General features: G+C 71.1%; 20 protein-coding genes. 6 read left to right on the top strand and 14 right to left on the bottom strand.

The genetic code is table 11. From position 1 onward, the window contains the following. Positions 1 to 4: 4 nt before the first annotated feature. From ACZ63I_RS19635 to ACZ63I_RS19625, 3 genes are read right to left on the bottom strand one after another with little or no spacing between them, the layout of a single operon-like run. Positions 5 to 322, bottom strand: coding sequence for a hypothetical protein (locus ACZ63I_RS19635; RefSeq protein WP_469340196.1), 318 nt, complete (start codon positions 320 to 322; stop codon positions 5 to 7). Between the two features lie 37 nt (positions 323 to 359). Beyond that, the gene (locus ACZ63I_RS19630; protein WP_041994633.1) at positions 360 to 737 is read right to left on the bottom strand and encodes a toxin Doc; all 378 of its coding nucleotides are present in this window, start codon (positions 735 to 737) and stop codon (positions 360 to 362) included. A 2-nt stretch (positions 738 to 739) separates the two neighbouring features. Next, the gene (locus ACZ63I_RS19625) at positions 740 to 991 is read right to left on the bottom strand and encodes a hypothetical protein (protein ID WP_041994630.1); all 252 of its coding nucleotides are present in this window, start codon (positions 989 to 991) and stop codon (positions 740 to 742) included. A 341-nt stretch (positions 992 to 1,332) separates the two neighbouring features. Between ACZ63I_RS19625 and ACZ63I_RS19620 the strand changes: the two genes are divergently transcribed. Next, a complete protein-coding gene (locus ACZ63I_RS19620; protein ID WP_469340194.1) occupies positions 1,333 to 1,977 on the top strand; it encodes a hypothetical protein in 645 nt (214 codons plus the stop codon). Between the two features lie 119 nt (positions 1,978 to 2,096). Here ACZ63I_RS19620 and ACZ63I_RS19615 read toward each other — a convergent pair whose 3' ends face one another. The 3 genes from ACZ63I_RS19615 to ACZ63I_RS19605 all read right to left on the bottom strand — a co-directional run bounded on the left by ACZ63I_RS19615 (position 2,097) and on the right by ACZ63I_RS19605 (position 7,985). Continuing rightward, positions 2,097 to 3,833: a ThuA domain-containing protein gene (locus tag ACZ63I_RS19615; protein WP_469340516.1), complete on the bottom strand. Its 1,737-nt coding sequence runs from the start codon at positions 3,831 to 3,833 to the stop codon at positions 2,097 to 2,099. Between the two features lie 20 nt (positions 3,834 to 3,853). Beyond that, positions 3,854 to 6,682, bottom strand: coding sequence for a carbohydrate-binding protein (locus tag ACZ63I_RS19610; RefSeq protein WP_469340515.1), 2,829 nt, complete (start codon positions 6,680 to 6,682; stop codon positions 3,854 to 3,856). 535 nt (positions 6,683 to 7,217) lie between these two features. Continuing rightward, positions 7,218 to 7,985, bottom strand: a complete 768-nt coding sequence (locus ACZ63I_RS19605; protein ID WP_469340193.1) for an SDR family NAD(P)-dependent oxidoreductase — start codon at positions 7,983 to 7,985, stop codon at positions 7,218 to 7,220. 172 nt (positions 7,986 to 8,157) lie between these two features. On the opposite strand from ACZ63I_RS19605, the gene ACZ63I_RS19600 reads away from it, so the two are divergent. Both ACZ63I_RS19600 and ACZ63I_RS19595 read left to right on the top strand, forming a co-directional pair. Then, complete coding sequence (locus ACZ63I_RS19600; RefSeq protein WP_469340191.1) at positions 8,158 to 9,306, top strand: inorganic phosphate transporter; 1,149 nt, start codon at positions 8,158 to 8,160, stop codon at positions 9,304 to 9,306. 19 nt (positions 9,307 to 9,325) lie between these two features. Continuing rightward, positions 9,326 to 9,571 (top strand): hypothetical protein, encoded by a 246-nt coding sequence (locus ACZ63I_RS19595; protein WP_469340189.1) that lies wholly within the window; start codon positions 9,326 to 9,328, stop codon positions 9,569 to 9,571. A gap of 83 nt (positions 9,572 to 9,654) precedes the next feature. Here ACZ63I_RS19595 and ACZ63I_RS19590 read toward each other — a convergent pair whose 3' ends face one another. Continuing rightward, positions 9,655 to 11,607, bottom strand: a complete 1,953-nt coding sequence (locus ACZ63I_RS19590; protein WP_469340187.1) for a S53 family peptidase — start codon at positions 11,605 to 11,607, stop codon at positions 9,655 to 9,657. A gap of 320 nt (positions 11,608 to 11,927) precedes the next feature. On the opposite strand from ACZ63I_RS19590, the gene ACZ63I_RS19585 reads away from it, so the two are divergent. After that, positions 11,928 to 12,956, top strand: a complete 1,029-nt coding sequence (locus tag ACZ63I_RS19585; protein ID WP_469340186.1) for a LacI family DNA-binding transcriptional regulator — start codon at positions 11,928 to 11,930, stop codon at positions 12,954 to 12,956. 61 nt (positions 12,957 to 13,017) lie between these two features. Here ACZ63I_RS19585 and ACZ63I_RS19580 read toward each other — a convergent pair whose 3' ends face one another. Beyond that, positions 13,018 to 13,401 (bottom strand): VOC family protein, encoded by a 384-nt coding sequence (locus ACZ63I_RS19580; RefSeq protein ID WP_469340184.1) that lies wholly within the window; start codon positions 13,399 to 13,401, stop codon positions 13,018 to 13,020. A gap of 137 nt (positions 13,402 to 13,538) precedes the next feature. Here ACZ63I_RS19580 and ACZ63I_RS19575 point away from each other — a divergent pair, with 137 nt between their 5' ends. Then, the gene (locus ACZ63I_RS19575) at positions 13,539 to 14,033 is read left to right on the top strand and encodes a spore-associated protein A (RefSeq protein ID WP_469340182.1); all 495 of its coding nucleotides are present in this window, start codon (positions 13,539 to 13,541) and stop codon (positions 14,031 to 14,033) included. 140 nt (positions 14,034 to 14,173) lie between these two features. Here the strand turns inward: ACZ63I_RS19575 and ACZ63I_RS19570 are convergent, their stop codons facing one another. Beyond that, positions 14,174 to 15,136 (bottom strand): SDR family NAD(P)-dependent oxidoreductase, encoded by a 963-nt coding sequence (locus ACZ63I_RS19570; protein WP_469340180.1) that lies wholly within the window; start codon positions 15,134 to 15,136, stop codon positions 14,174 to 14,176. 195 nt (positions 15,137 to 15,331) lie between these two features. Here ACZ63I_RS19570 and ACZ63I_RS19565 point away from each other — a divergent pair, with 195 nt between their 5' ends. After that, positions 15,332 to 16,321, top strand: coding sequence for an alpha/beta fold hydrolase (locus ACZ63I_RS19565; protein WP_469340179.1), 990 nt, complete (start codon positions 15,332 to 15,334; stop codon positions 16,319 to 16,321). Between the two features lie 49 nt (positions 16,322 to 16,370). Here ACZ63I_RS19565 and ACZ63I_RS19560 read toward each other — a convergent pair whose 3' ends face one another. The 5 genes from ACZ63I_RS19560 to ACZ63I_RS19540 form a co-directional block, all read right to left on the bottom strand. Then, entirely contained in the window at positions 16,371 to 18,146 is a 1,776-nt protein-coding gene (locus ACZ63I_RS19560) for a PP2C family protein-serine/threonine phosphatase (protein WP_469340177.1), read from the bottom strand. Positions 18,147 to 18,225: 79 nt separating this feature from the next. Further along, positions 18,226 to 18,585, bottom strand: coding sequence for an STAS domain-containing protein (locus ACZ63I_RS19555; protein WP_469340175.1), 360 nt, complete (start codon positions 18,583 to 18,585; stop codon positions 18,226 to 18,228). Between the two features lie 30 nt (positions 18,586 to 18,615). Next, complete coding sequence (locus ACZ63I_RS19550; RefSeq protein ID WP_469340173.1) at positions 18,616 to 19,410, bottom strand: YqjF family protein; 795 nt, start codon at positions 19,408 to 19,410, stop codon at positions 18,616 to 18,618. Between the two features lie 60 nt (positions 19,411 to 19,470). After that, positions 19,471 to 20,955: a UDP-N-acetylmuramoyl-L-alanyl-D-glutamate--2,6-diaminopimelate ligase gene (locus ACZ63I_RS19545; RefSeq protein WP_469340171.1), complete on the bottom strand. Its 1,485-nt coding sequence runs from the start codon at positions 20,953 to 20,955 to the stop codon at positions 19,471 to 19,473. A 523-nt stretch (positions 20,956 to 21,478) separates the two neighbouring features. Next, positions 21,479 to 22,498, bottom strand: coding sequence for a DUF2510 domain-containing protein (locus ACZ63I_RS19540; RefSeq protein WP_469340169.1), 1,020 nt, complete (start codon positions 22,496 to 22,498; stop codon positions 21,479 to 21,481). Between the last annotated feature and the right edge of the window lie 24 nt (positions 22,499 to 22,522).

The raw sequence follows: 22,522 nt of genomic DNA, 5'->3' as shown, positions 1-22,522 counted from the left end.
CGGCTCAGAAGTCGCCGTCGATGCCGGTGACCGCAGCGGGGCCGAGCGGGGCCCGGTCCTCGGAGAGGCCCGCGGCGTGCAGGGCGGCGCCCGCGAGGCGCTTCGCCTCGGCCTCGGCGGCGCGGTTGTTGTCGGCCTCGACCTCCAGCCGGATGTTGAACGTGCCGTTCTCGTTGACGCTGAGGATGTCCAGCTCCTCCGCCTCGCCGAGCGCCGTGTTCTGCGGGTCCGCGGGGCGCAGCCGCGCCAGCAGTGTGGCGCGGGCGTCCTCGGTCAGCTTCTCCAGGAAGGTGCCGGGGATCGTGATGACGTAGGTGGTCATACGGACTCCTTGGTAGGCGGGCCCGGCGGGGAGGCGCTCAGATCCGCCAGGACCGGATACGGTCGGCCGCGTCGAAGACGTCGGTCTTCTCGGCGGTCAACTGCTTGGTGAGTTCGACGATTTCACCGTACGGAGCGTCCACGCCCTCGCCGCACATGCTCATGTAGGCGATGGCGACGGCGCAGGCGAACCGTACGTTGTAGGCGGGCAGTGGCTTGAGGACGACGAGTGTGTGCAGCAGTGCTGCTGCCCGCCAGGCGGGATCTGAATCCATCCCGAGCCGCGGCGGATCGACGCGGTGCCGGGCGACCGCGGCGACGAGCGCGGAGAAGTCGGACACCACGGGGTGGTCGGGCAGGACACTCTCCTGCTGATGCAGCAGCCAGCGCACGTCGACGTACAGGACGGGCGGCACGGTCAGGCGGCCCGTCCCGCGGAGCCCCTGCCGGGCCCGTCGTCGATACCGGCGTCCGCGATGGCGTCGGCGAGGGCCGTGTCGCCGAAGACGCGGCGGAAGACGTCAGCGCCTTCCTTCATCGCCCGGTGCCGTACGACGGCGTCGGCGGTCGACGCCCGGACGAACGCCTTCATCGTCATGCCGCGCTCCGAGGCGATCTCGCGGATCTCCTGGAGTTCCGTGTCGGGGAAGTCCACATTGAGAGCTGCCATCCTCCGACCGTACCACCCGGGTACCTGGACCGGAATAGCCGCAGTTCATCGGGCATCTGTCCGGGTACCCGGGCGGTACGGGACGACGGAGCGCGCGGTGTGCGCGGGGGCGGCGGTCGGTGGGGAGTGCGAACGGCGGCCGTGCAGTGTCAGTACGGTCGGGAGTCGAAGTTACGTACGTGCCGCGGGCACGCGAGGAGCCTGAACAGCAACAACGACAGGTCGTCGGTGTCAACTTCGCCGCCGGTGTCAACTACATTGGTTCCCACACCGCTTAGGCTGCACGGCAGCGGCCGCCAACGGGGGCAACAATCGGTGGTTCTGAATGGAAAGGTGACACCATGACATCGACATCCGGCACACCGGACAGCGTCGGCGCGACAACAGCCCTCCTGAAGACGGAACTTCCCCGTCTTGAGGCTCACCAGCAGTCGCTGGAAAAGGAACTGGCGGCGGTGACCGACCGGCTGGAGTCGGTGCGCTCCGCGCTGACCGCCCTGGTGGCGCTGTCCGACGCACCGCATGTGCTGGAAGCGGCAGCGGCCGTCGCGGCGCCCGCGGACGAGGTTGCGGGAGCCGAACACACGGCGCAGGACGGCTCGTCCGCCGCGCCGGCCCCGGCCCGCCGCAAGGCGCGCAAGGCCGCGGCCGGCGCGAAGGCGGAGCCGAAGGCCGAGGCCAAGAAGGAGACGGCCAAGCGTCCCGCCGCGAAGAAGAGCAGCACACCGAAGAGCGCCAAGGCGGCGGAGAAGCCGGCGAAGGCGTCCGCGGCGCAGGACAAGAACCCGAGCGGGCTGACCGAGCAGGTCGTCGCGATCCTCGCCGCCGCCGGCGGTGACGCCGTGCGCGCCCGCGACGTGGCGGCCGCCCTCGGCCGCGACGACTCCCCCGGCAACATCAACGCCGTGCGCAGCACGCTCGACCGGCTCGTCGCCACCTCGCGCGCCGACCGCGCGGGCCGCGGCCTGTACCGCACCCGCTCCTGACGTCGCGGACATCGCAAGCGCGGCGCGGGTGAGACGTACCGCATCCGGCAGGGGCGAACCCCAGGTCTCCCCGGGGCCCGCCCCTGCCGGATGCGAACGTGCCTGCCGCGAAGCCGGGTTCAGCTCCGCGTCAGTGTGAAGGTGTCGATGTCGAACAGGGACCCGGCCCCACCGGTGAAGGTGAGGTAGAGCGGTCCCGTGGCGGTTCCCGGCAGTGTCGTGGAGACCGTCTGGAAGGTCTCCCAGCCACCGGTGTTGCGGACGGCGACCGACCCGATGACCGGTCCGGTGGCCGAGCCCGAGCGGATCTGCACGGTGCCGCCGGCGCCCGCCGAAGAGACCTTCGCCGTGAAGGACTTGACGCCGTTCAGGCTCGCCTGGGAGTAGCCGGCCCAGTCGCCGTTCTCGATGTAGCCGAGCGTCCTGCCACCGCTGGCGGGACCGTGGTCGGCGGGCTGCACACCGGCTCCCGAGGTGTACGACTCGCCCTCGTACGTCGAACTGGTCGGGGTGGTGCCGCCCAGTTCCTTGATCCGGATGTTGCGGAACGCCACGTCGTCACCGGTGCCGTGGTTCTGGATCCCGATGTAGCCCTGCTTGAGCGACCTGACCGGGTCGGTGTTGGTGAAGTCGTTGATCTTCGCGCCGTTCAGGAAGACCTGCAGGCGCTCGCCCTCCACCCGCAGCTCGTAGGTGTTCCACTGGCCCGGCGGGTTGAGCGCCGCGTCCCTCGCCGCGAGGTCGGCGGACTTGAACCCGTAGACGGACCCGGTGGTGCGGTCGGCGGTGTCCGTCGCGTCGATCTGCACCTCGTAGCCCTGGTTGACGGCCGAGTTGGGGTCGTCGGAGGCCGGGAAGCCCACGTAGACACCGGAGTTGTCGTCGCCCGCCAGCTTCCAGTCGAGCTTCAGGGAGTACGAGGCGTACTCCTTCGCCCGGTACCAGAGCAGGCCCATGCCTCCGGTGGAGGTGAGGGTGGCGTCGGTGTTGGTGAAGCTGCCGGGTCCCGCCTGCGACCAGCCGGTCGTCGAGCCGTTGTAGAGGCTCGTGTACCCGCTGTCCGGACGGCAGTCGGCCTTGGCGAAGCCGGCCGCGTACCGGATGCCGCCGAGCAGCAGCGTGCGGAACGACGAGTCGGCGTAGGTCTCGATGGTGTGGCCGAGACCGGTGTAGAACGAACGTCCGCCGCCCTGCGGGTGGCACCACGTGATGGGGTGGTCACCGCCCATCTCGCCGCCGGAGTAGCTGGATTCGTCGAGGGTCTGCAGGACGTGCACGTTGGCCCGCGGGTTGGTGCGGTAGTTGTACAGCTCGTCGGTGTGCGCCCAGGTCTGCCCGAAGTGGGCGGTCGCCGGGTTGGCGCGGTCCTCGGTGCGCACCGTGGCCTGCTGGATCGCCGGGTGGCTCTTGAACCAGGCGCCGACGAGCTGCTCGTACTGCGGCGACTCGTACTCGGCGTCGGCCGCCGCGTGGACGCCGACGTACCCGCCGCCGCCGGCGACGTACGTCTGCAGCGCCGACTGCTGCGCGTCGGTCAGCATGTCGCCCGTGGTGCTGAGGAAGACCACCGCCTTGTACTGCGCCAGGTTGGCCGCGGTGAAGGCGCTGCTGTCCTCGGTCGCCGTGACGGTGAAGTTGTTGGCCGCCCCGATGTCCCGTACGGCCTGGGTGCCGGCCGGGATGGAGTCGTGCCGGAACCCGGCCGTCTTGGAGAATAGGAGCACCTTGTACGCCGGGTCGGCGGCCTGCGCCGTCACGGCGGGGGTGAGGAACGCCCCGACGAGGGCGAGCGTGGTGACGATCACCGAGGCGGAGGCGGTGGACAGCCGTCTCAGCCGTGGGGGCAGCACTTTCATCATGGTCCCTTTCCCGCCCGTCACTTGGTGAGGGTGAGCGTGTCGATGTCGAACAGGGACCCGGAGCCGCCGGTGAAGGTCAGGAAGAGCGCTCCGGAGGATGCCGTGCCCGTCAGCGGCGTGGAGACGGTGGTGAAGGTCTCCCAGTTGCCGGTGGGCTGGACGGCGACGGTGCCGAGCACGGCGCCGGTCGCCGAACCCGAGCGGACCGTGATGGTGCCGCCGGCTCCCGCGGACGAGACCTTGGCCGAGAACGTCTTGGTGCCGGCCGTGGGTGCGGACGCGTAGCCGGCCCAGTCGCCGTTCTCGATGTAGCCGAGTGTCTTGCCGCCGCTGGCGGGCGCGTGATCGGCCGCCTGGACACCGGAGTTGGAGGTGAAGGACTCACCCTCGACCGTCTGGCTGGAGCCGCCGCCCGTCGTGCCGGTGGTGAAGGTGAAGGCGTCCAGGTCGAAGAGGTTGCCCTGGCCCGTCGGGCCCTTGAAGACGAGGAACAGCTCCGTGGAGCCGGCCGGTGCGCCACTCAGGTTGGCCGACACGTCGACGAAGTTCTCCCAGCCGCCGGTCGGTGCCACCGCGGCCGTGCCGAGCAGGGTGCCGGTGGCAGAACCGGCCCGTACCTCCAGGCTGCCGCCCACACCGCCGGAGGAGACCCGTGCGGTGATCTTGGTGGCGTTGCCGAGGGCGTAGGGCTTGAAGGAGATCCAGTCGCCGTTGTCGGTGAAGCCGACGGTGTTGCCGCCCTCGGCCGTGCCGTGCGCCGCGACCTGGATGCCGTTCTGGGCGCCGTAGTGCTCGCCCTGGCGGTGGCGGGGCTGGAGGACCCGCTGGTTGTGCGAGGTCAGCCCGGCGGCGTCGGTGTACTCGGCGTCCAGGACGCCGTAGATGTTGGCGGCGCTGTCGTGCTCGCCGTCGACGGGCACGGCGATGCTGCCGGTGCAGCCGTTCTTCGAGGTGATCTGGTGCTGGTGGACGTCATGGCCGAGCAGGTAGGTGACCTTGACCTTGGCGCAGTCGATGGCACCGTCCTCGGGGTCGCTGACGGTCACGTTGAAGGGGACCGTGTCACCGAAGGAGAAGAGCTGCCCGTCGTTGGGTGTGGTCAGCGTGACGGTCGGGGCGGTGTTGCCCGCGGTCACGACGAGGCTGGCGCTGCCGGTCAGCCCCTCCGGGTCCTTGACGGTCAGGGTCGGCCGGAAGGTGCCGGTGGTCGTGTACGTGTGCGACGGGTTGGCGGCCGTGGAGGTGGCGCCGTCACCGAAGTTCCACGCGTAGGTGAGGGCCTTGCCCTCGGGGTCGGAGCTGCCGGCCGAGGAGAAGTTCACGGCGAGCGGGGTGGGTCCTGAGGTCTTGCTGGCCGCGGCGACGGCGACGGGGTTGCGGTTGCTCCCGCCGACGTACTCCACGCGGTACAGGGCCTGGTTGTTGGCTCCGGTGCCGTAGTCGAGGACGTACAGCGCGCCGTCGGGGCCGAAGGCGGTGTCCATGACCTGGGTGCCGGTCCACGGGAAGGCGTCGATGGTGCCGGGGCTGCCGTCGGCGTTGACCGTGATGGCCTTGATCCACTTGCGGCCGTACTCACCGGCGAAGAACTTCCCGTCCAGGGACTGGGGGAACTTCACAGCCGAGTTGAGGTTCGCGTCGTAGCGGTAGACCGGGCCGCCCATCGGCGACTCGGAGCCGCCGCCGAACTCGGGCGGGGAGCCCGCGTCACCGCCGTACCTGATCCAGGCGGACTTGACCGCGGGCAGCGTGGCAAGACCGGTGTTGCGGAACGAGTTGTTGGCGGGGCCGCTGCCGCAGTTGTACTTCGCCGCGGCCGGGCCGCTGGGGAAGGTGTACTCGTTGTAGGTCTCGGTGGCGGTGTTCGTGCCGGTGCAGTACGGCCAGCCGTAGTTGCCCGCCGAGGTGATCCGGTTGAACTCGACCTGGCCGCTGGGGCCGCGGTTGGCGTCGGTGACGCCGGCGTCCGGGCCGTAGTCGCCGAGGTAGACGATCCCGGTGGCCTTGTCGACGGACATCCGGAAGGGGTTGCGGAAGCCCATCGCGTAGATCTCGGGCCGCGTCTTGGCGGTGCCGGGGGCGAAGAGGTTGCCCGCGGGGACGGTGTAGCCGCCGGCCGCCGTGGGCTTGATCCGCAGGACCTTGCCGCGCAGGTCGTTGGTGTTGCCCGAGGAGCGCTGGGCGTCGAACTGCGGGTTGCGGTCGGTCCGTTCGTCGATCGGCGAGTAGCCGCTCGACTCGAACGGGTTGGTGTCGTCGCCCGTCGTCAGATACAGGTTGCCCTGCGCGTCGAAGTCGATGTCACCGCCGACGTGGCAGCACTGGCCGCGGTCGTTGGCCACTTCGAGCAGGACCTTCTCGCTGGCCAGGTCCAGGGTGCCGTCGGTCTTCAGCGTGAACCGGGACAGGTTGAGGTGTCCCTTCCACTGGTCGAAGGTGGCGGCGGAGCCGGTGACCGGCGCGTCGCCGTCGGGGGTGCTGAGCCGGGGCGAGTAGTACAGGTAGAGGAACCGGTTGGTGGCGAAGCCGGGGTCGGCGGCGACGCCCTGGAGCCCTTCCTCGTCGTGCGTGTACACATTCAGCTTGGCCGAGGTCTTGGTGTTGCCCGCGGCGTCCGTGTACCGGAGTGTGCCGTCGCGGGCGGTGTGCACGACGGCTCGGTCCGGCAGGACGGCGAGCGACATCGCCTCGCCCAGTTCGGCTCCGCCCAGGGCGAGTTGCACCTGCTGGTAGTCGCCGGCCGGTATCGCGGCGGCGGCTTCGGGGTCGTGCGCGACCACGGCGGGTGCGGCGGCGGGGGCGGCTGCGGCGGCCGGGCTGACGGCTGCGCCGCCGGCGACGATCATCGCCAGCGCCGTGACCCATCTCAGCCATGGCTGTCTGTGCTTCCGTGCTGTTCCTGGCGTTCTTGACATGGAGCTTCCTTCCTGACCTTGCGGGGGGTGAGTCAGGCATGGGCGCGCGTCGCGTCGACCGCGCTGCCGTGTCACTTGGGGGGAGGAACCTGCGGCCTGGGTGATGTCCCTTCACCCAGGCGACAGCCGTACCGATCTCAGGCGAACTTTCGAAACGCATGCCGGTAATTGCAGGTACTCAAGGAGTTTTTGCATGTTGGCAACGTGGCGTTAATTTGTCAAGGGAGTATCTAAATACCCGAACGGGCGACCCAACTCGTGCACTCGGCAACGACCTTGGACGCGAACGCGGGGCCAGGGACGATGCCGGGAGTGCACGGAATGAAACGTTTCGGTTACCCGAAACGTGCATCGCACACCCAGTCGCCCGACACACGGCGGCCCCCGCCGGCGAGGGCCGGGAGGGGCCGGGAAGGATTTGGTCGGGTCGCGACAGAAAGGGGCCCGGGGGACAGCGGCTCCGCACTCAGCCGAGCCGCGGGCCGGGCCGGGTCGCCAGTACGCCGCCGTCGACGGCCAGCGTCGTACCGTGCACGTATCCCGCGCCGTCGCCCGCCAGATACGCGGCGGCGTTCGCGATGTCCTCGACGCTGCCCGCGTGCCCGAACGGCGAGGTCTCGACCATCTTGTGGCGGAACTCGGCCGCAGGACCCTCGGGGTCGGAGATGATCACGCCGGGGGCGATGGCGTTGACCCGGACGCCCTGACCGCCGAACTCCGCGGCCCAGCCGCGGGTGAGCTGCTCCAGCGTCGCCTTGCTCGCCGAGTAGAGCGCGCCGCCGATGAAGCCGACCTGGGCGACCCAGGACCCGATGTTGATGATGACGCCCCGCGACCGGCTCAGCATCGAGGGCAGCAGCGCCTGGGTCAGGAACACCGGGCCCCGGACATTGAGGTCCATGACCCGGTCGTAGGTCGCCACGTCGAGGTCCAGCGTCGCCGTGCCGGGCGAGATGCCCGCGTTGTTGACGAGGATGTCGAGGCGCCCGCCGACCAGCTCCAGGGTGGCGGCCGCCAGCCCCTGGGCCGCCTCGGCCGTACTGAGGTCGGCGGCCACGAAGTCGGCCCGGCCGCCCGCCTCGCGGATCGCCGAGACGACCGCGCCGCCCCGGTCCGCGTCCCGCCCGCTCACGATCGCGTACGCCCCTTCGGCGGCGAGCCGGAGGGCGATCGCCCGGCCGATCCCTCTGGTGGAACCGGTCACGAGCACTGTCCTGCCGTCCAGATTTCCCATGGTGACGAGCCTTCCTCGCAGATTAATGGACCGAACGGTTCACTCTAAACCGCGATGGACCGGACGGTCCAATATCCGCCCCGGTGATCCTTGTCGTCCTTTGGGAGGACGCACGTGGTGTCTTCACATCGGATTTCCCTGGGGTACGTGTAGCTGCGCTTGTATGAGGCGAATGGACCACATCACCTTCCTTGTGGCAGTGGTGATCGTGACGGCTCTGGCCTTCGACTTCACCAACGGATTCCATGACACGGCGAACGCGATGGCGACCTCGATCGCCACCGGCGCGCTGCGTCCCAAAGTCGCCGTCCTCATCAGCGGCGTACTCAACATCGTGGGCGCGTTCCTCTCCACCGAGGTCGCCAAGACGATCTCCGGCGGCATCGTGGAGGACAGCCTGGTGACACCGGGCATGATCTTCGCGGGGCTGATCGGCGCCATCATCTGGAATCTGGCGACCTGGCTGCTGGGCCTGCCGTCCAGCTCCTCGCACGCCTTGTTCGGCGGGCTGATCGGCGCGGTGTGGGTCGGTGCGGGTCAGCACGGTGTGCACTTCGACCAGGTCGTCGAGAAGATCCTCGTCCCGGCCCTCGCCTCCCCGCTGGTGGCCGGTCTTGCGGCGCTGTTCGCCACCTATCTCGCCTACCGGATCACCGCGAAGGGCCGGGAGTCGTCCGTCAACAAGGGCTTCCGGCTCGGCCAGATCGCCTCGGCCTCACTGGTCTCCCTGGCGCACGGGACGAACGACGCGCAGAAGACGATGGGCGTCATCACCCTCACCCTGATCTCCGCCGGCGCGCTCGGCCATGACGCGGGACCGCCGCTGTGGGTCATCGGTTCGGCGGGTCTCGCCATCGGCCTCGGCACGTACCTCGGCGGCTGGCGCATCATCCGGACGATGGGCAAGGGCCTCACCGACATCAAGGCCCCGCAGGGCTTCGCGGCCGAGTCGGCGGCGACCACCGTCATCCTGACCTCGGCCCACCTCGGCTTCGCCCTGTCCACCACGCAGGTGTGCTCGGGCGGCATCCTCGGCGCCGGGCTCGGCAGGCGGCTCGCCGAGGTGCGCTGGGGCACCGCGGGACGGATGGTCGTCGCCTGGTGTGTGACGCTCCCCGCCGCGGCCGCCGTGGGCGCGGTCGCGGCGAGCGCCGTCGTGCACGGCGGGACGTTCGGCACGGTCGTGATCGCCGTGGTGGCCGCCGCCGCTGCCGCGTTCATCGTCCTCATGTCCCGCCGCAACCCGGTCACTTCGGGCAATGTCAACGACGACCACGCCGTGGCCGTCCGCACCGGTGCCGCCACAGCGGCGCACGCCTGATCAGGCAGGAGGAGTCCCGATGAGTCTCGACTGGAGTTCGCTGGGCGAGGTGGCGCTCGTCAGCATCGGTGTCACCGTCGGCGTCGTGATCGTCTTCTCGCTCGGTGTGCGCGCCCTCGGCGCGGGGGAAGAGGAGAACGGTACGGGAGGGGCCACCACACGGCGGGCCGCGACCCCCGCCACGGCCGTCGCCGCCGTCTGCTTCCTCGCCTGCGCCGCCGTCGTCGCGTACGGCCTCTATCTGATCATCCCGCAGTTCCACTGAGCGCACGGCGCGAAGGAGCGCACAACCCGAAGGCGGCCCCCGCGTCACTCACGCGAGGGCCGCCTTCGTGCTGATGTGTCCCGCTACTTCTTGCTGTACGACTTCACGTAGCCGGCCGCCGGACTGCCGACACCCGTCACGTTGTCGTATCCCGGGGTCGCCGACAGCGAGCTGTCGTGGCCGAGGGAACGCAGCGAGGTCGAGATGCCGTCGGTGGCGTCCTGCCCGTTGACGAAGTCGTTGCGGACAACGGCGAGACCCTGCCCGGCGCCCAGCGGATGGTCGTTCACGTCGTGGTAGGACGACGTGCCGTACCGCTGGTAGATGCCGGGGTTGGCGAAGCCGATCGGCAGGCCGTGGTGCGCCTGCTGAGCCAGCGCCTGGACGCCCGCGATGACCGGAGCGGCCAGCGAGGTACCGCCGATGCGGTACTCGTCGTACCCCTGCGTGCCGTCGGCGAGCGTCTGGGTCTGGCCGACGAGGAACCCGGTGTTCGGGTCGGCGACGGCCGCGATGTCCGGGATGACACGCATCGGGGCGGTCGTACCGTTCGCCTTCGAGAGCGAGTCGGCGACGATGCCCTTCTGGTAGAACGGCTGCGGAACGGTGGCACTCGTGCCGCCGCCCGCCCCGGAGGTGTAAGACCCCGGGAAGTTCGTCCAGTTGGTGCCGTCCTGCGACAGGGGCGACAGAAGCGTGCCCCAGCCGGTCTCCCACTTGTACTTGTCGTTCTTGCCGACGGCCAGCGACGTACCGCCGACCGCCGTCACCCACGCCGAGTTGGCGGGGACGTCAGCCTGCTTCGTACCGGTGGACGCGACATTGTCGCCCGCGTCACCGGAGGAGAAGTAGAAGCCGATGCCCTCGACGGCACCCGTCTGGAATATCTGGTCGTAGGCGGCAGCGGCGGCCGGAGTCTGATTGGCCTCCACGTCGCCCCACGAGTTGGAGACGATGTCGGCGAGGCGCCCGTCGACGATCTTCCCGAGCGAGTCGAGCAGATCGTCGTCGAAGCACGAAGCCCCGCCGACGTAGGTGATGTCGGCGTCGGGAGCGACCGCGTGGACCGCCTCGACGTCGAGCGTCTCCTCGCCGTACCAGCCGGAGGCCCCGCATTCCTCGGTGTTGGTGTAATCGGCGGGCAGCACCTGGGAGAGCTGTCCTGCCCGGTACTTCTTGTCACCGTTGCGCTTGGCGTACTGCGCGGCGTCCTTCGCGATGGTCGGCGAAGCGTAGGCGTCCGTGATGGCCACGGTGACGCCCTTGCCGGAGTAGTTCTTGCCTCCGTACACGGACCGCAGTTGCTCGCCGGTGTAACCCTTGATCGCGTACGGCGCTTTCGAACCGTAGGCGGACGGGAGCTTCTTGTCCGTCTTCGACCCGTAATAGGTCGAGAACGGACCGGCGTTGCGGAACACGGCGTCCGGCGGCGGCAGCGTGTCGTCGTGGTGCGACTTGCGCGGCGCGTTGTCGAGACCGGTCACCGTGAGGACGGCGCCGTTGAGCGACGCGGGCACCGAAGGTGTCGCGTCGGGCGCACGGTACGTCTTGCCGTCCTTCGCGTACTTGTGCAGCCGGGTGGAGAACGCCTTCTCCACCGCGGACTTGGAACCGCTCACCGTCAGGTAGTGCCGGCTGGTGCCGGTCACCGTGAGCCCTGCGGACTTCACCCAGGCGGTGACCTGGGCTATCTGCTGCTGGCTCGCACCGAAGCGGGCCGCCGTCTGCTTCGCGCTCAGATACTTGCCGTACGAGGCGGAGTTCGGGTCGGACACCTCCTTGGCGTACTGCGCGAGACCAGCGGCGTCACGTCCGGCGAGATAGACGCGAGCGGTGATCTTGCCGGCATCCGGGGCGGCACCACGGTCCGCCTGCTGCGTCGCCCAGAGCGGCTTGGTGCCGTGGAGGGCGGCGCGTCCGGCGGGGCCGCTGTCGGCTCCGGCGGACTGGATACCGAGCGCCAGGGCACCGGTGGCCATGGACAGTGTCGCTGCCCAGGCCAGTCCGGCCCGCAGGCGCGGTCGGCTGGATCTCATAGAACCCCCTGCGTTGCTAGTGAACGCGCATGGCGGGGCGAGGTAGTTGTTGGCCACACGCAATGAGCCACTCTGTCGATCAACTGTTCATATGGGGTACATGCATTGGCCAAGGGAACCCCAAAGGCCGCCCATGCGCCCGCCAATTGACCAGGTGGGGCGGGTACACCGCCGCTATGTCCGGCAACGGGCCGTCATGTCGGTCAAAGACGGCTTGTGTCCGGGGGGCAGGACAGGCCAGCAGCGCTCGGACGCGGTATGGGAGCGCTCCCAGTCGATTATGGAAGACTCTCCGCAGACCTCACGGAGCAGGAGAGCAGATGAACCCCCGCAACCGGCAGAGCCGGAGACCGACCCTTGAGGCCGTCGCCGCGCTGGCCGGCGTGGGCCGGGGAACGGTCTCCCGGGTCGTCAACGGCTCGACCGGCGTCAGCCCGAAGGCCAGGAAGGCCGTCGAGGCGGCGATCGCCCAGCTCAACTACGTGCCCAACCCGGCGGCGCGCAGCCTCGTCACCAGCAGGACCGACAGCATCGCGCTGGTGATCCCCGAGTCGGAGAGCAGGCTGGCCTCCGAGCCGTACTTCTCCGCAGTGATCCGCGGGGTGAGCACGGAACTGGCCGACACGGAGATGCAGTTGCTGCTCATCCTCGTCCGCGATCCGCGTGAACTGGCCAGGCTGACCCGGTTTTTTGAGGCGCAGCGCGTCGACGGGGTGCTGCTGGTCGCCGTGCACCGGGACGATCCGCTGCCCGCGCTGCTGGAGAAGATGCAGATCCCGACCGTGCTCGCCGGGCGGCGCTCGCCGGCCGAGGCCCTCAGCCATGTGCACGCGGACAACCTCGGCGGCGCCGCCTCCGCCGTCCGCCATCTGCTCGGCAGGGGACGGCGTACGGTCGCGACGATCACCGGGCCGCTGGACATGGACGTCGGCCACAGCCGCCTCCAGGGATGGCGCGACGCGCACACCGAGCACGGCGTGAGGCCGGACGAGACGCTGGTGGCCCCGGCCGACTTCACCGAGGACGGCGGCCGGGCCGCGATGCGCGAACTGCTCGACCGGCGGCCCGACATCGACGCGGTCTTCGCCGCCTCCGACGTGATGGCGGCCGGCGCGATGACCGAGCTGCGCCACCGCGGCCGCCGCGTCCCCGACGACGTGGCGATCGTGGGCTTCGACGACTCGATCGTGGCGCACCACACCGTGCCGCCCCTGACGAGCGTCAGCCAGCCGACCGAGGACATCGGACGGACCATCACCCGGCTGCTGCTGGAGGAGATCAACGACCCGGCCAAGACCCACCGCCGCCTGACGCTCCCCACCACCCTCACCCACCGGGGCACCGCCTGATCCTGGCGGACGCGCGCGCCGAGCGGGGCAGGTGGGCGGGGCCCGTCGAGTCGGCGGTGCGTCAGTCCGTGGCCACCCAGAGGCAGAACGGGTGGCCCGCCGGGTCCAGGCAGACCCGTACGTCGTCCTGCGGCTGGACCGCGGCGACCTCGGCGCCGAGCGAGACCGCGTGGGCCGTCGCGGAGGCCAGGTCGTCCACCTCGAAGTCCAGATGGAGCATCATCTGCTGCCGGTCGGCCTCGGCCGGCCAAGTGGGCCGCGTGTAGAACTCCTCGTGCTGGACCGCCACGCTCGCACCGCCGCCGGGCGGCGTCAGCTTGACCCAGCCGGGCTCGTCCTGCACGACCTCCCAGCCGAGCAGCTCCCGGTAGAAGCCCGCCAGCAGCGGCACGTCAGGGGCGGACAAAACCGTACCCGTCAGGGTCAGTCGTGGCGTTTTCGGCATCTCCGATGACCTTCCATGTCGCGAAGTGTCCCGATTTCGTAACAGGCAGCGGGCCCTACAACTCCTGCCCTGCCTCACGGGTCGTAATGAATGTGACGCGTGACCAGCGTCACTCAATCGAGGAAACGGGGCAAGACATGATCTTCTCTCAGCGTGCCACCGCGATCGGCGCACTCGCCACCACCCTGGTCTGCGGGGCGGCGGTTCTCGCACCGCAGGCAGGGGCCGCCACCCGGACCGAGGCGGCGGCCAAGCCGGTTCCGAAGGCAGCGGCGGCGGTGGTCTACAACGGCGTCTGCGGCGCCGGCTACGGGGTCGTGAACTCGGCGCCGATCGGTACGGCGGGGACGGTCTTCCTCACGTACAACGCGAAGACCGGCAAGAACTGCGTCGTGACGCAGCGGGCCAAGGCCGGCGCCAAGGTGTACATGGTGGCGAGCATCCGGCTGGCCCCGAGCGGCGTGCCGGTGGTCGACGCCGGGAACTACACCTCGTACGCGGGCCCGGTCTACCTGACCGCCAAGGGACAGTGCGTCACCTGGTCGGGCACCATCGGCGACTCGACCGCCGGCAAGAACGGCACCAACTGCGCCAAGCTGGCGAACGCCCTGCCGGGCGGCGCGAAGAACTAGCACGCGCCGGAACGGGGGGCGACACTCCCCCGTCGTCACACCCCTCCCCGGGCGGACAGCCTGACCACCTGTCCGGCCGGGGAGGCCGCGCGTTCACGGCAGCGCGCAGCGGCGCCGCTTCACGAACGGCCGCGCACCGCTCAGCCGGTGGCGGCGAAGGCGTCGACGCCGGTCAGTTCAGCCGAGAGCGCCCACAGCCGCGCCGCCTGCTCGGGGTCGGTGGCGTACGCGCGCACGCCGCCCTTGAACTCGCCCTCGGCCGCCGGTTCCGCGATGTCGCAGTCCTCGCAGTACACCCCGCCCTTACCGGCGAGCTGCGGCGAGGTCGCGGCCCACACCTGGGTGGCGGCGCCCTGCGCGGGCGTCTTGAACGAGTGGTTGAGCAGATTGCCGTCCTCGTCGATCCAGCCCAGCGCGATCTGCTCCTCCTTGGGCAGATGGCGCTGCAACGGTGTGAGGATGCCGCCGGGATGCAGGGAGAAGGCCCGTACGCCCTTGTCGCGGCCCAGCGCGTCGAGCCGCACGGCGAACAGCGCGTTGGCCGTCTTCGCCTGGCCGTACGCCTGCCACTTCTCGTAGCCGCGCTCGAACTGGAGGTCGTCCCAGCGGATGGCCGAGTTGCGGTGGCCCGCCGAGGAGACGGAGATGATCCGCGCGCCCGGGGCCACGGCCGGCCACAACCGGTTGACCAGGGCGAAGTGTCCGAGGTGGTTGGTCGCGAACTGCGCCTCCCAGCCGGGCCCCACCCGGGTCTCCGGGCAGGCCATGACGGCGGCGCTGTTGATCATGATGTCGATGGTGCGGCCCGAGGCGAGGAAGCGGTCCGCGAAGGCCCGTACGCTCTCCAGGTCGCCGAGGTCCAGTTCGTCCACCTCCACGCCGTCGAGGCCGGCGAGCGCCTCGCGCGCGGCCTCGGGGCGGCGGGCCGGTACGACGACCCGGGCGCCGGCGCCTGCCAGGGCGCGTGTCGTCTCCAGGCCGAGGCCGGAGTAGCCGCCGGTCACCACGGCGAGTTTCCCGGTGAGGTCGATCCCGCGCAGTGTCTCGGCCGCCGTGGTGCGGGCTCCGAACCCTGATCCGATCGTGTGCTGCGGCGTTGTCATACATCTCAGGCTACGGATTCGAGCGCGCTCGAAGTCAAGCGTCCCCGGCCGGCGTCCCCCGGCTGATCGAGTGTCGAATCCATCAGCGGGCCGCGGCGGGCGAATCGCCCTCGTACGGGGCAATGATGTCCGGTCGGCTCGCGCGGACTGCTAGGCAAGGACGTCGTTGCCCGTTTCGGAGCTCTGGAGCCACCCATGACCATCGATGCCGTCCTCGCCCAGGACCAGCAATCGCCGCGTGCTCACCGGACCGTGCCGGAGCAGGCGGCCGACCGGGACGGCGTACCCGGCCGGGTCGAGGAGCGGGATCTGACGTTCGACGGGTTCCGCTACACCTGCCGGATCGTGCACAACGAGACGCCGGTGACCGAGCCCATGCTGGTGCTCGGCGGTTCGTCGCAGGACCGCAACTCGTGGCAGCGGCACGAGAAGTGGCTCGCCCCGCTGGGACAGGTGATCACCGTCGACCTGCCCGGCTACGGCACGGCCGACTTCCTGCCCGCCCTGTACGGCGTCGACTTCCTGGCAGCGGCCGTCCGCCATCTGCTGACCGAGCTGGGCGTGGCCCGGATCAATCTGGTCGCCGCCTGCTACGGCGGCGCGGTCGGGGTGCGCTTCGCCCAGCACTACCCGGGGATGCTGGCGCGGCTGCTGCTGGTCGGCATGACGACCCGGATCCCCGCGGACTACGCGGCGGCGATGGAGCGCTGGGCCGTGATGATCGAGCGCGGTGAGACGGAGACCATCGCACGGGAGCTGGCGGACCGCTTCATGTCCCCGCCCGGCACCGGGCGGGTGCGCAAGCACGCGGCGGTGTCCCGGCTGGTCTACCAGCAGATCGCCGGGCAGACGCCCGAGCAGCTCCGGATGTCCGCCGAGCACAACACCCGGCTGATGCGCCACGAGTGGTACCGCCCGGAGCCGGTTCCGGCCGTGCCGAGCCTGGTGGTGACCGGTGAGCACGACACCCTGTGCACCCCGGCGATGGGCCGCGAGGTGGCGGCGCGACTGCCGGAGGCGCGGTTCCTCACCATCGAGGAGACGGACCATCTGGCGCCGGTGGAGCGGATCGCCGACTTCGCGGATCTCGTCGCGCGGTTCTGCACGGACCGCCCGCTGGACGGTCTGGCGTACTGCGGCGCCCCGGAGACGCTGGGCACCGCGGTGGCCGCCGGCCGGCGCTGAGCGAGGCGTACGGCACCGGCGCCCAGGCCGGTACGGCGGGTCACGGCGGTCACGGCACGGGCGGGATACGCGCGGCGATCAGCGTGATGTCGTCCCGGATGTCGCCGAGCGTCCTGGCGAGGGTGACGCACAGCCGGTCCAGCGGCTGTGCGTGGTGGACGGCGGTGTGCTGCCGCAGCCGGGTCATGCCGGTGTCGATGTCCTGGGTGCGGGACTCGATCAGGCCGTCGGTGTAGAGCAGAACGGTCGATCCGGGCGGCAGTTCGGTGGTCGCCGTCGGGCGGACGGTGTTCGGGCGCAGCCCGATCAGCATGGAGTGCGCGTCGGTCAGGTACCGGGTCCTGCCGTCCGCGGTGATGAGCAGCGGCGGCGGGTGGCCCGCCGTCGACCAGCGGAGCTGCCAGGCGCCGTCCGGCAGGGCGTGCAGCCTGGCCAGTACGACGGTGGCGGAGTCCGCGAGCCGCAGATGCGCCTGTGCGGTGTCCAGGCGGCGCAGGATGGTGCCGGGGTCCTCGTCGGGCCGGTCGACGGCCAGGGCCCTGAGCATGTTGCGCAGTTCGCTCATCCGCGCCGCGGCCTGTATGTCGTGGCCCGTGACGTCACCGACCACCAGGGCGAGGTCCCCGTCGGGCAGCGGGAACGCGTCGTACCAGTCGCCGCCGACCTCGGCGGTCCGCTCGGCGGGGCGGTAGTGCGCGGCGAGTTCCAGCGTGCTGACGTCGGGCAGGTCGGTGAGCAGGGCGCGTTGGAGGGTGGCGGCGATGTCGGCCTGCTGGGCGTGCAGCCGGGCGTTGTCGAGTCCGAGCGCGGTACGGCGCGCCACCTCCTCGGCGAGCACCCGGTCGGCGGCGCTGAACGGCGGGCCGGCGGCGCCCCGGCTGAGGGTCAGCGCGCCGAAGGTGCTGGTGCGCAGCCGTACGGGCACGATCAGGACGTGCTCGGCGGCGAGTTCGGTGAGCATGGCTGTCGTGGCCCTGCCGAGTGCGTCGCCTTCGGCGGGCGGCGCCGGGTCAGCGGTGTGGAAGGGCGCGCTCAGGTACTGGGTCGGTCCGCCGGTCAGCACCTGGGCCAGCGGCGCCGCCGACGCCTCCGTGTACGCGGGCGGGTCGGCTTCGAGCACTTCGGCGGGCACCTGGTCGGTGTCCTGGTGGGTCCAGGCGGTGCGCCGCACCCTCCCCCGGTCGACGACGAGGTCGATGACGGCGGCGTCGGCGAGCCGGGGTACGAGGAGCCTGGCGACCCGGGCGAGTGCCTCGTCCGCCTCCAGGGTGCTCACCAGGGCGAGCGTCAGATCGCCGAGCCAGGTGGCCTCGGCCAGTTCGTACTCGGCCTGCTCGCGGGCCATCTCGCTGTACGCGTAGCGGTCGGCGCTGCGGTCGATGCGCTCCCGCTCGGCGCCGGTGTCGTGGAACACGACGACGGCGCCGCCGGGGCCGCCGGCCGCCGACCCGCCGCGCGGCAGGGGCGCCGCCGACCACCAGACGGGCAGCGGGGTGCCGTCGGCGCGCAGCAGTACGGCCCTGTCGCCGCTGACCCGGCGGCCTGCGGCGACCACGCTGTGCGCGGGCTGCTGGACGGGCACGCCGTGCTCGCCGGCGCGCGGCGGGTGCAGTGCGAGCTGCGCGTCGAGTCCGACGAGGCCGCCGGGGGCGTAGCCGAGCAGGTGTTCGGCCCAGGGGTTGCAGGCGATGACGCGGCCCGTGGCGTCGACGGCGTACATACCGGCGCCCGCGTGGTCGAACAGCGCGGACAGCAGGTCGCCGTCGGCGTACCCGCCCGGTTCCAGGCCGAGGTCGGAGCTGACGTCTGAGCTGACGTCGGACATGATCTCCCCCACGTAGTGTGTCTGCCGCGCGCCGGCGGCAGGGCCCTGCGGACCATGGTTCGGCGGCCCCGTCACGAGGTCAGCCGGACCGCCCCTCGCAGGCGGCCTTCCGATCCGCGTACCCGGGGATGACCTCGGAGAGTCCGGTGAGTTCGAGCAGTTTGCTGACCTGCGGGCCTGCCGCCGCGATCCGCAGCCCGCCGCCGGGCCGCGCCTCGGCCCGGCGCATTCCGTACACCAGCACACCGATACCGGCGGAGTCCATGAACGACACGAGGGCGAGGTCGAGCACGATCCGGGTCCTGTTCTCGGCCAGCAGCCCGTCGAGCGCGGCACGCACCTCGGGTACGAGGCCCAGGTCAACCTCTCCCGCGAGCACGACCACCGCCCAGTCCCCCGGGCCGTCGGCCAGGTGCACGGTGGATGCCGGAACCAGCACTGTGGTTCCTCCTCACGCTGAAGAGCCCGATCATGTCACCTGTTCGGCGGGCGCGGGACGCGGGCGCTCGAACCGTACGGGCACGCCGGGCGAGTAGAGCACGCTCACCGGACCGCCCGCCGGTGCGGGCAGCCCGGCGGCGGTCAGCAGGTCCTCGGACAGCTCGGTCAGTTCGGCGCGGTGCAGGGCCCAGCGGGGATGGCTGTTCGGCAGGAAGAGCGGGCGTCCCAGCACGGTGTTGTGCAGCCCCCAGCGGGCGGTCACGAAGTGTTCGAGCGCGGTGGGCTCTTCGACGCGCTCCCCGACCCGCAGCCCGATCCTGCTGGCGGCGCCGCGCGGTCCCGGCCAGCGCCTGCGGCTGGTGTACGTGAGGGTGTCACCGGCGCGGTCGACGGTCATCCGGGACCAGGTGTACGGCAGTTTGAAGGCGGCCCTGGCGACGACGACGGGGATCAGCCGGGAGGCGTCGAGCGAGCGGAAGACCACGCCGCGCCTGCCCTGTCGGTCGACGGAGTACAGCCGGACGTTGGTCTCGGGGAAGCTGCCCAGATACGGGATGCCGGGCAGCCGGAGCCAGCCGATGCGGTGCATGCGGAAGGCGACGAGTCCCACGTAGGTGGTCCCGTCGAGGGTGTCGGGGACGGTCCCCGGCGGCAGCAGCGGAGCTACCGTCGCCGGGTCGGCGGTCCAGTGCAGGAAGGCGAGGTCCAGCCACGACTGGGTGAGCAGCGGCTTCGGCTCCTGCCTGGGCGGGTCGGGGGTGACGGGTTCGGGCGTGACCGGCTGGGGCGTGACCGGTTCGGGGGCGCTGGCGGTGGGCGGCACGCCGCCAGCATCGCAGAAGTCCGCCCGCCGCCCCGGTCGTGTCCGGCCGGGCTCGTCCGATCAGACCCCGGCGAGTTCGCGCACGGTCGCCATGTCGCTGAACGGGATCAACCGCTCGCCGACGATCTGGTACGGCTCGCTGCCCTTGCCCGCGATGAGCACGATGTCGTCGCGCCCCGCGGAGGCCAGCGCGAAGGCGATGGCCTCGCGGCGGTCGGCGAGCCGCTCGTACGGGGTGCCGGTTGCGGTGAGGCCGGGGGCGATCTGGTCCAGGATCGCCTCGGGGTCCTCGTCGCGGGGGTTGTCGGAGGTGAGCACGCACAGGTCGGAGTGCGTGCCGGCGATCTCGCCCATGGTGGCGCGCTTGGTGATGTCGCGGTCGCCGCCGCAGCCGAAGACGGTGACGATCCGGCCGCGCGCGAAGTCCTTGATGGTGGTGAGGACCTTCTCCAGGGAGTCGGGCGAGTGCGCGTAGTCCACGATGACGGCGGTGCCGTTCGGGGTCTCGAAGCGCTCGAACCGGCCGGGGATCGGCGGCATCCGGTCGAGGGCGCCCACCAGTCCGCGCAGGTCGTGGCCGAGCTGGTGGCAGGCGGCGAGGGTCGCCAGGGCGTTGGAGACCGAGAAGCGGCCGGGGACGGGGATCGCGGCCGGGTACTTGTGCCCCGCGTGGTGCAGCGTGAAGCGGGTGCCGAAGGCGTCCATGTGGAGGTCGGTCGCCTTGTAGTCGGCCTCGGCGTCGAGGGCGTACGTCTTGACGTTCCCGGGCATCATCGCCGCGATGCTCGCGCCCACCGGGTCGTCGGCGTTGACGACGGCGCGCCGGCAGAGTCCTTGGAACAGCCGGAGTTTGGCGTCCCGGTAGTTCTCCATCGTGCCGTGGTCGTCGAGGTGGTCCTGCGTCAGGTTGGTGAAGATGCCGACGTCGATGAAGGAGTGGTCGACGCGGTGCGTGAGCAGCCCCATCGAGGTGGCCTCCAGCACGACGGTGCCGACCGAGCGGTCCCGCATGACGCCCAGCAGGTACTGGAAGTCGGGCGATTCGGGGGTGGTCAGCACGGATCTCGGCATGGGGATCAGCTCGTCGCCGATCCGGCTCCCGGCCGTGCCGATGACGCCGACATGCGCGCCCTCGGCGAGTCGCAGTACGGACTCCACCATGTAGGAGACGGAGGTCTTCCCGTTGGTGCCGGTGACGGCCACCATGTCCATCGCGCGGCCGGGTTCGCCGTAGTAGCGGGAGGCGACGACGGCCGCGGTCACTCGCGTGTCGCGTACCCGCACCACGCATACCTTCTCGTCGGCGGCCCACGCGGGCGCCGGCAGGTCGGGGGACCCCGCGTCGACCAGGACGGCGACGGCGCCGCGGGCGAGCGCGGGGCCGACCGACTCGGGGCCGCCCTCGCGGTGGCCGGGAACGGCGATGAACAGCGAGCCCGGGGTGGCCCGGTGGGCGTCGAAGCAGGTGCCCGCGGTGATCGCCGTCTCCGGATCGCCCTGCAGAATCTGGTGGTCGTGTCCGGCGAGCAACTCGCTCAGCTTCACAGGGATCCTCTCGAAGGTGCGGCGTCACCGGCCGTGCGGCGGACGCCGAGGGGCGCCCGCCGCGCGCCGTGGCGTCGCTGGGGTGTGGGGAGATACGGGCTGTGCGCCGTACGGGAGAGTGCGGTGGGCGGGATGCCGCGCCGGGGGCGCCGGGTGGTGCTGGGGCCGGGGCGGACCTGGCGGGATGCCGGTCCGGGCGTACGGCGGGATCAGGGCCGCGCGGCCGTCCGGGATACCTCGGGACGTGTTAGCCGTGGCCGTGCAGGGCGCGACAGCCGGCTTCCGGTGCGGACACCGGGCCCGGGCCGTTCGCCACCGCGTGAGCGGCGGCCGAACACAGCGCGCAGGGCACGGCCTGTCGCAGGCACTCCCTCATCGCACGTGAACAACCCATGAGAGGAGTGTACGTGCGATGGGGCTCTCCCGGCCCTGTCCGCACACCGGAAAGATCTCGAAGGGCGGCCCGCCGCTGCGGACCGCCCTTCGGAACTGCGTGGTGAGATGCGTGATTCCGGCTGTGCCGTCAGGCTCCCTGGCCGCTGCCGCCTGCCGCGCCGGCCGCCGCCTTGATGCCCTTCGTGATCTGGTCCATGACTTCCAGCTTGGGCGCCTTGGTGTTGACGTCGAAGCCGGAGCGTACGAGGACCAGCAGCTTGGGGCTGGACGGTGAGGGGAAGGCCAGCGACTGCACATAGCCGTCGTCGCCCTTGGCGGTGACGACCTTCCAGCGCACCAGGTAGCCCTGCTGGCCCGCCACGGTGACCGCTTCGGACTTGAGCTGCTGGTGCGAGGTGATCTTTCCGTAGACCGAACCGCCGTACGACTCCTGGGCGTTGGCCGCGATGTCCTTCTCGGCGGTCGCCTTGGCGGTGGCCGCCTGATTGTTCAGGGCGGCGGCGGGCGAGGAGGAGACCCCGCCGCGCTCGCACATCTTGGAGGCGTCGCCGGGGCACTTGTAGTCGCCGGTCGAGACGGCGGCGCCCACGGTGCCCGACTGGCCCTTCCAGCCGTCCGGCACGGGGATGCTGATTCCGCTGGCCGCGTCGGTGGCGAAGCCCGGTTCGGTCTGCGGCTGCTGCGGTCCGCCGTTCTGGCCGCCGCCGCTGCCGCCTCCGGTGTCCCCGCCGCCACTTCCGCCGGTGTCGCCGCCGCCGCTGCCCCCGCCGAGACCGCCGTTCCCGCCGCCGAGACCGCCGGTGTCCCCGCCGCCGTTGCCGCCGCCGGGCTGCGAGGGGGCGGCGGACGCGGCGGAACTCGCGTTGTCGTCGTCGCCGCCGCTCCGCCCGAGCAGATAGAAGCCGCCCGCGAGCGCCGCGGCCACCACCACGGCCGTGGCGCCGATGGCGATCCGCCGGCCGCGTCTGCGGGGAGCCGGCGGCGCCGCCGCGGGGTAGGGCGGCGCTCCGGGGGCGCCCCAGGCCGCCGGGTCGGCGGAGCGGAGCTGATCGGTCCACGCCGATCCGTCCCACCATCGTTCCTGACGGGGGCCGTCACCTGTGTGTCCTGGATCGGGATGCCAGCCTGGCGGAGTCGAATACGTCACGGCTTCACCTTAAGCACCTTGTCT

The sequence above is a fragment of the Streptomyces sp. NPDC087906 genome (assembly GCF_055584925.1).
This window is presented reverse-complemented; position numbering and strand designations above follow the sequence as displayed.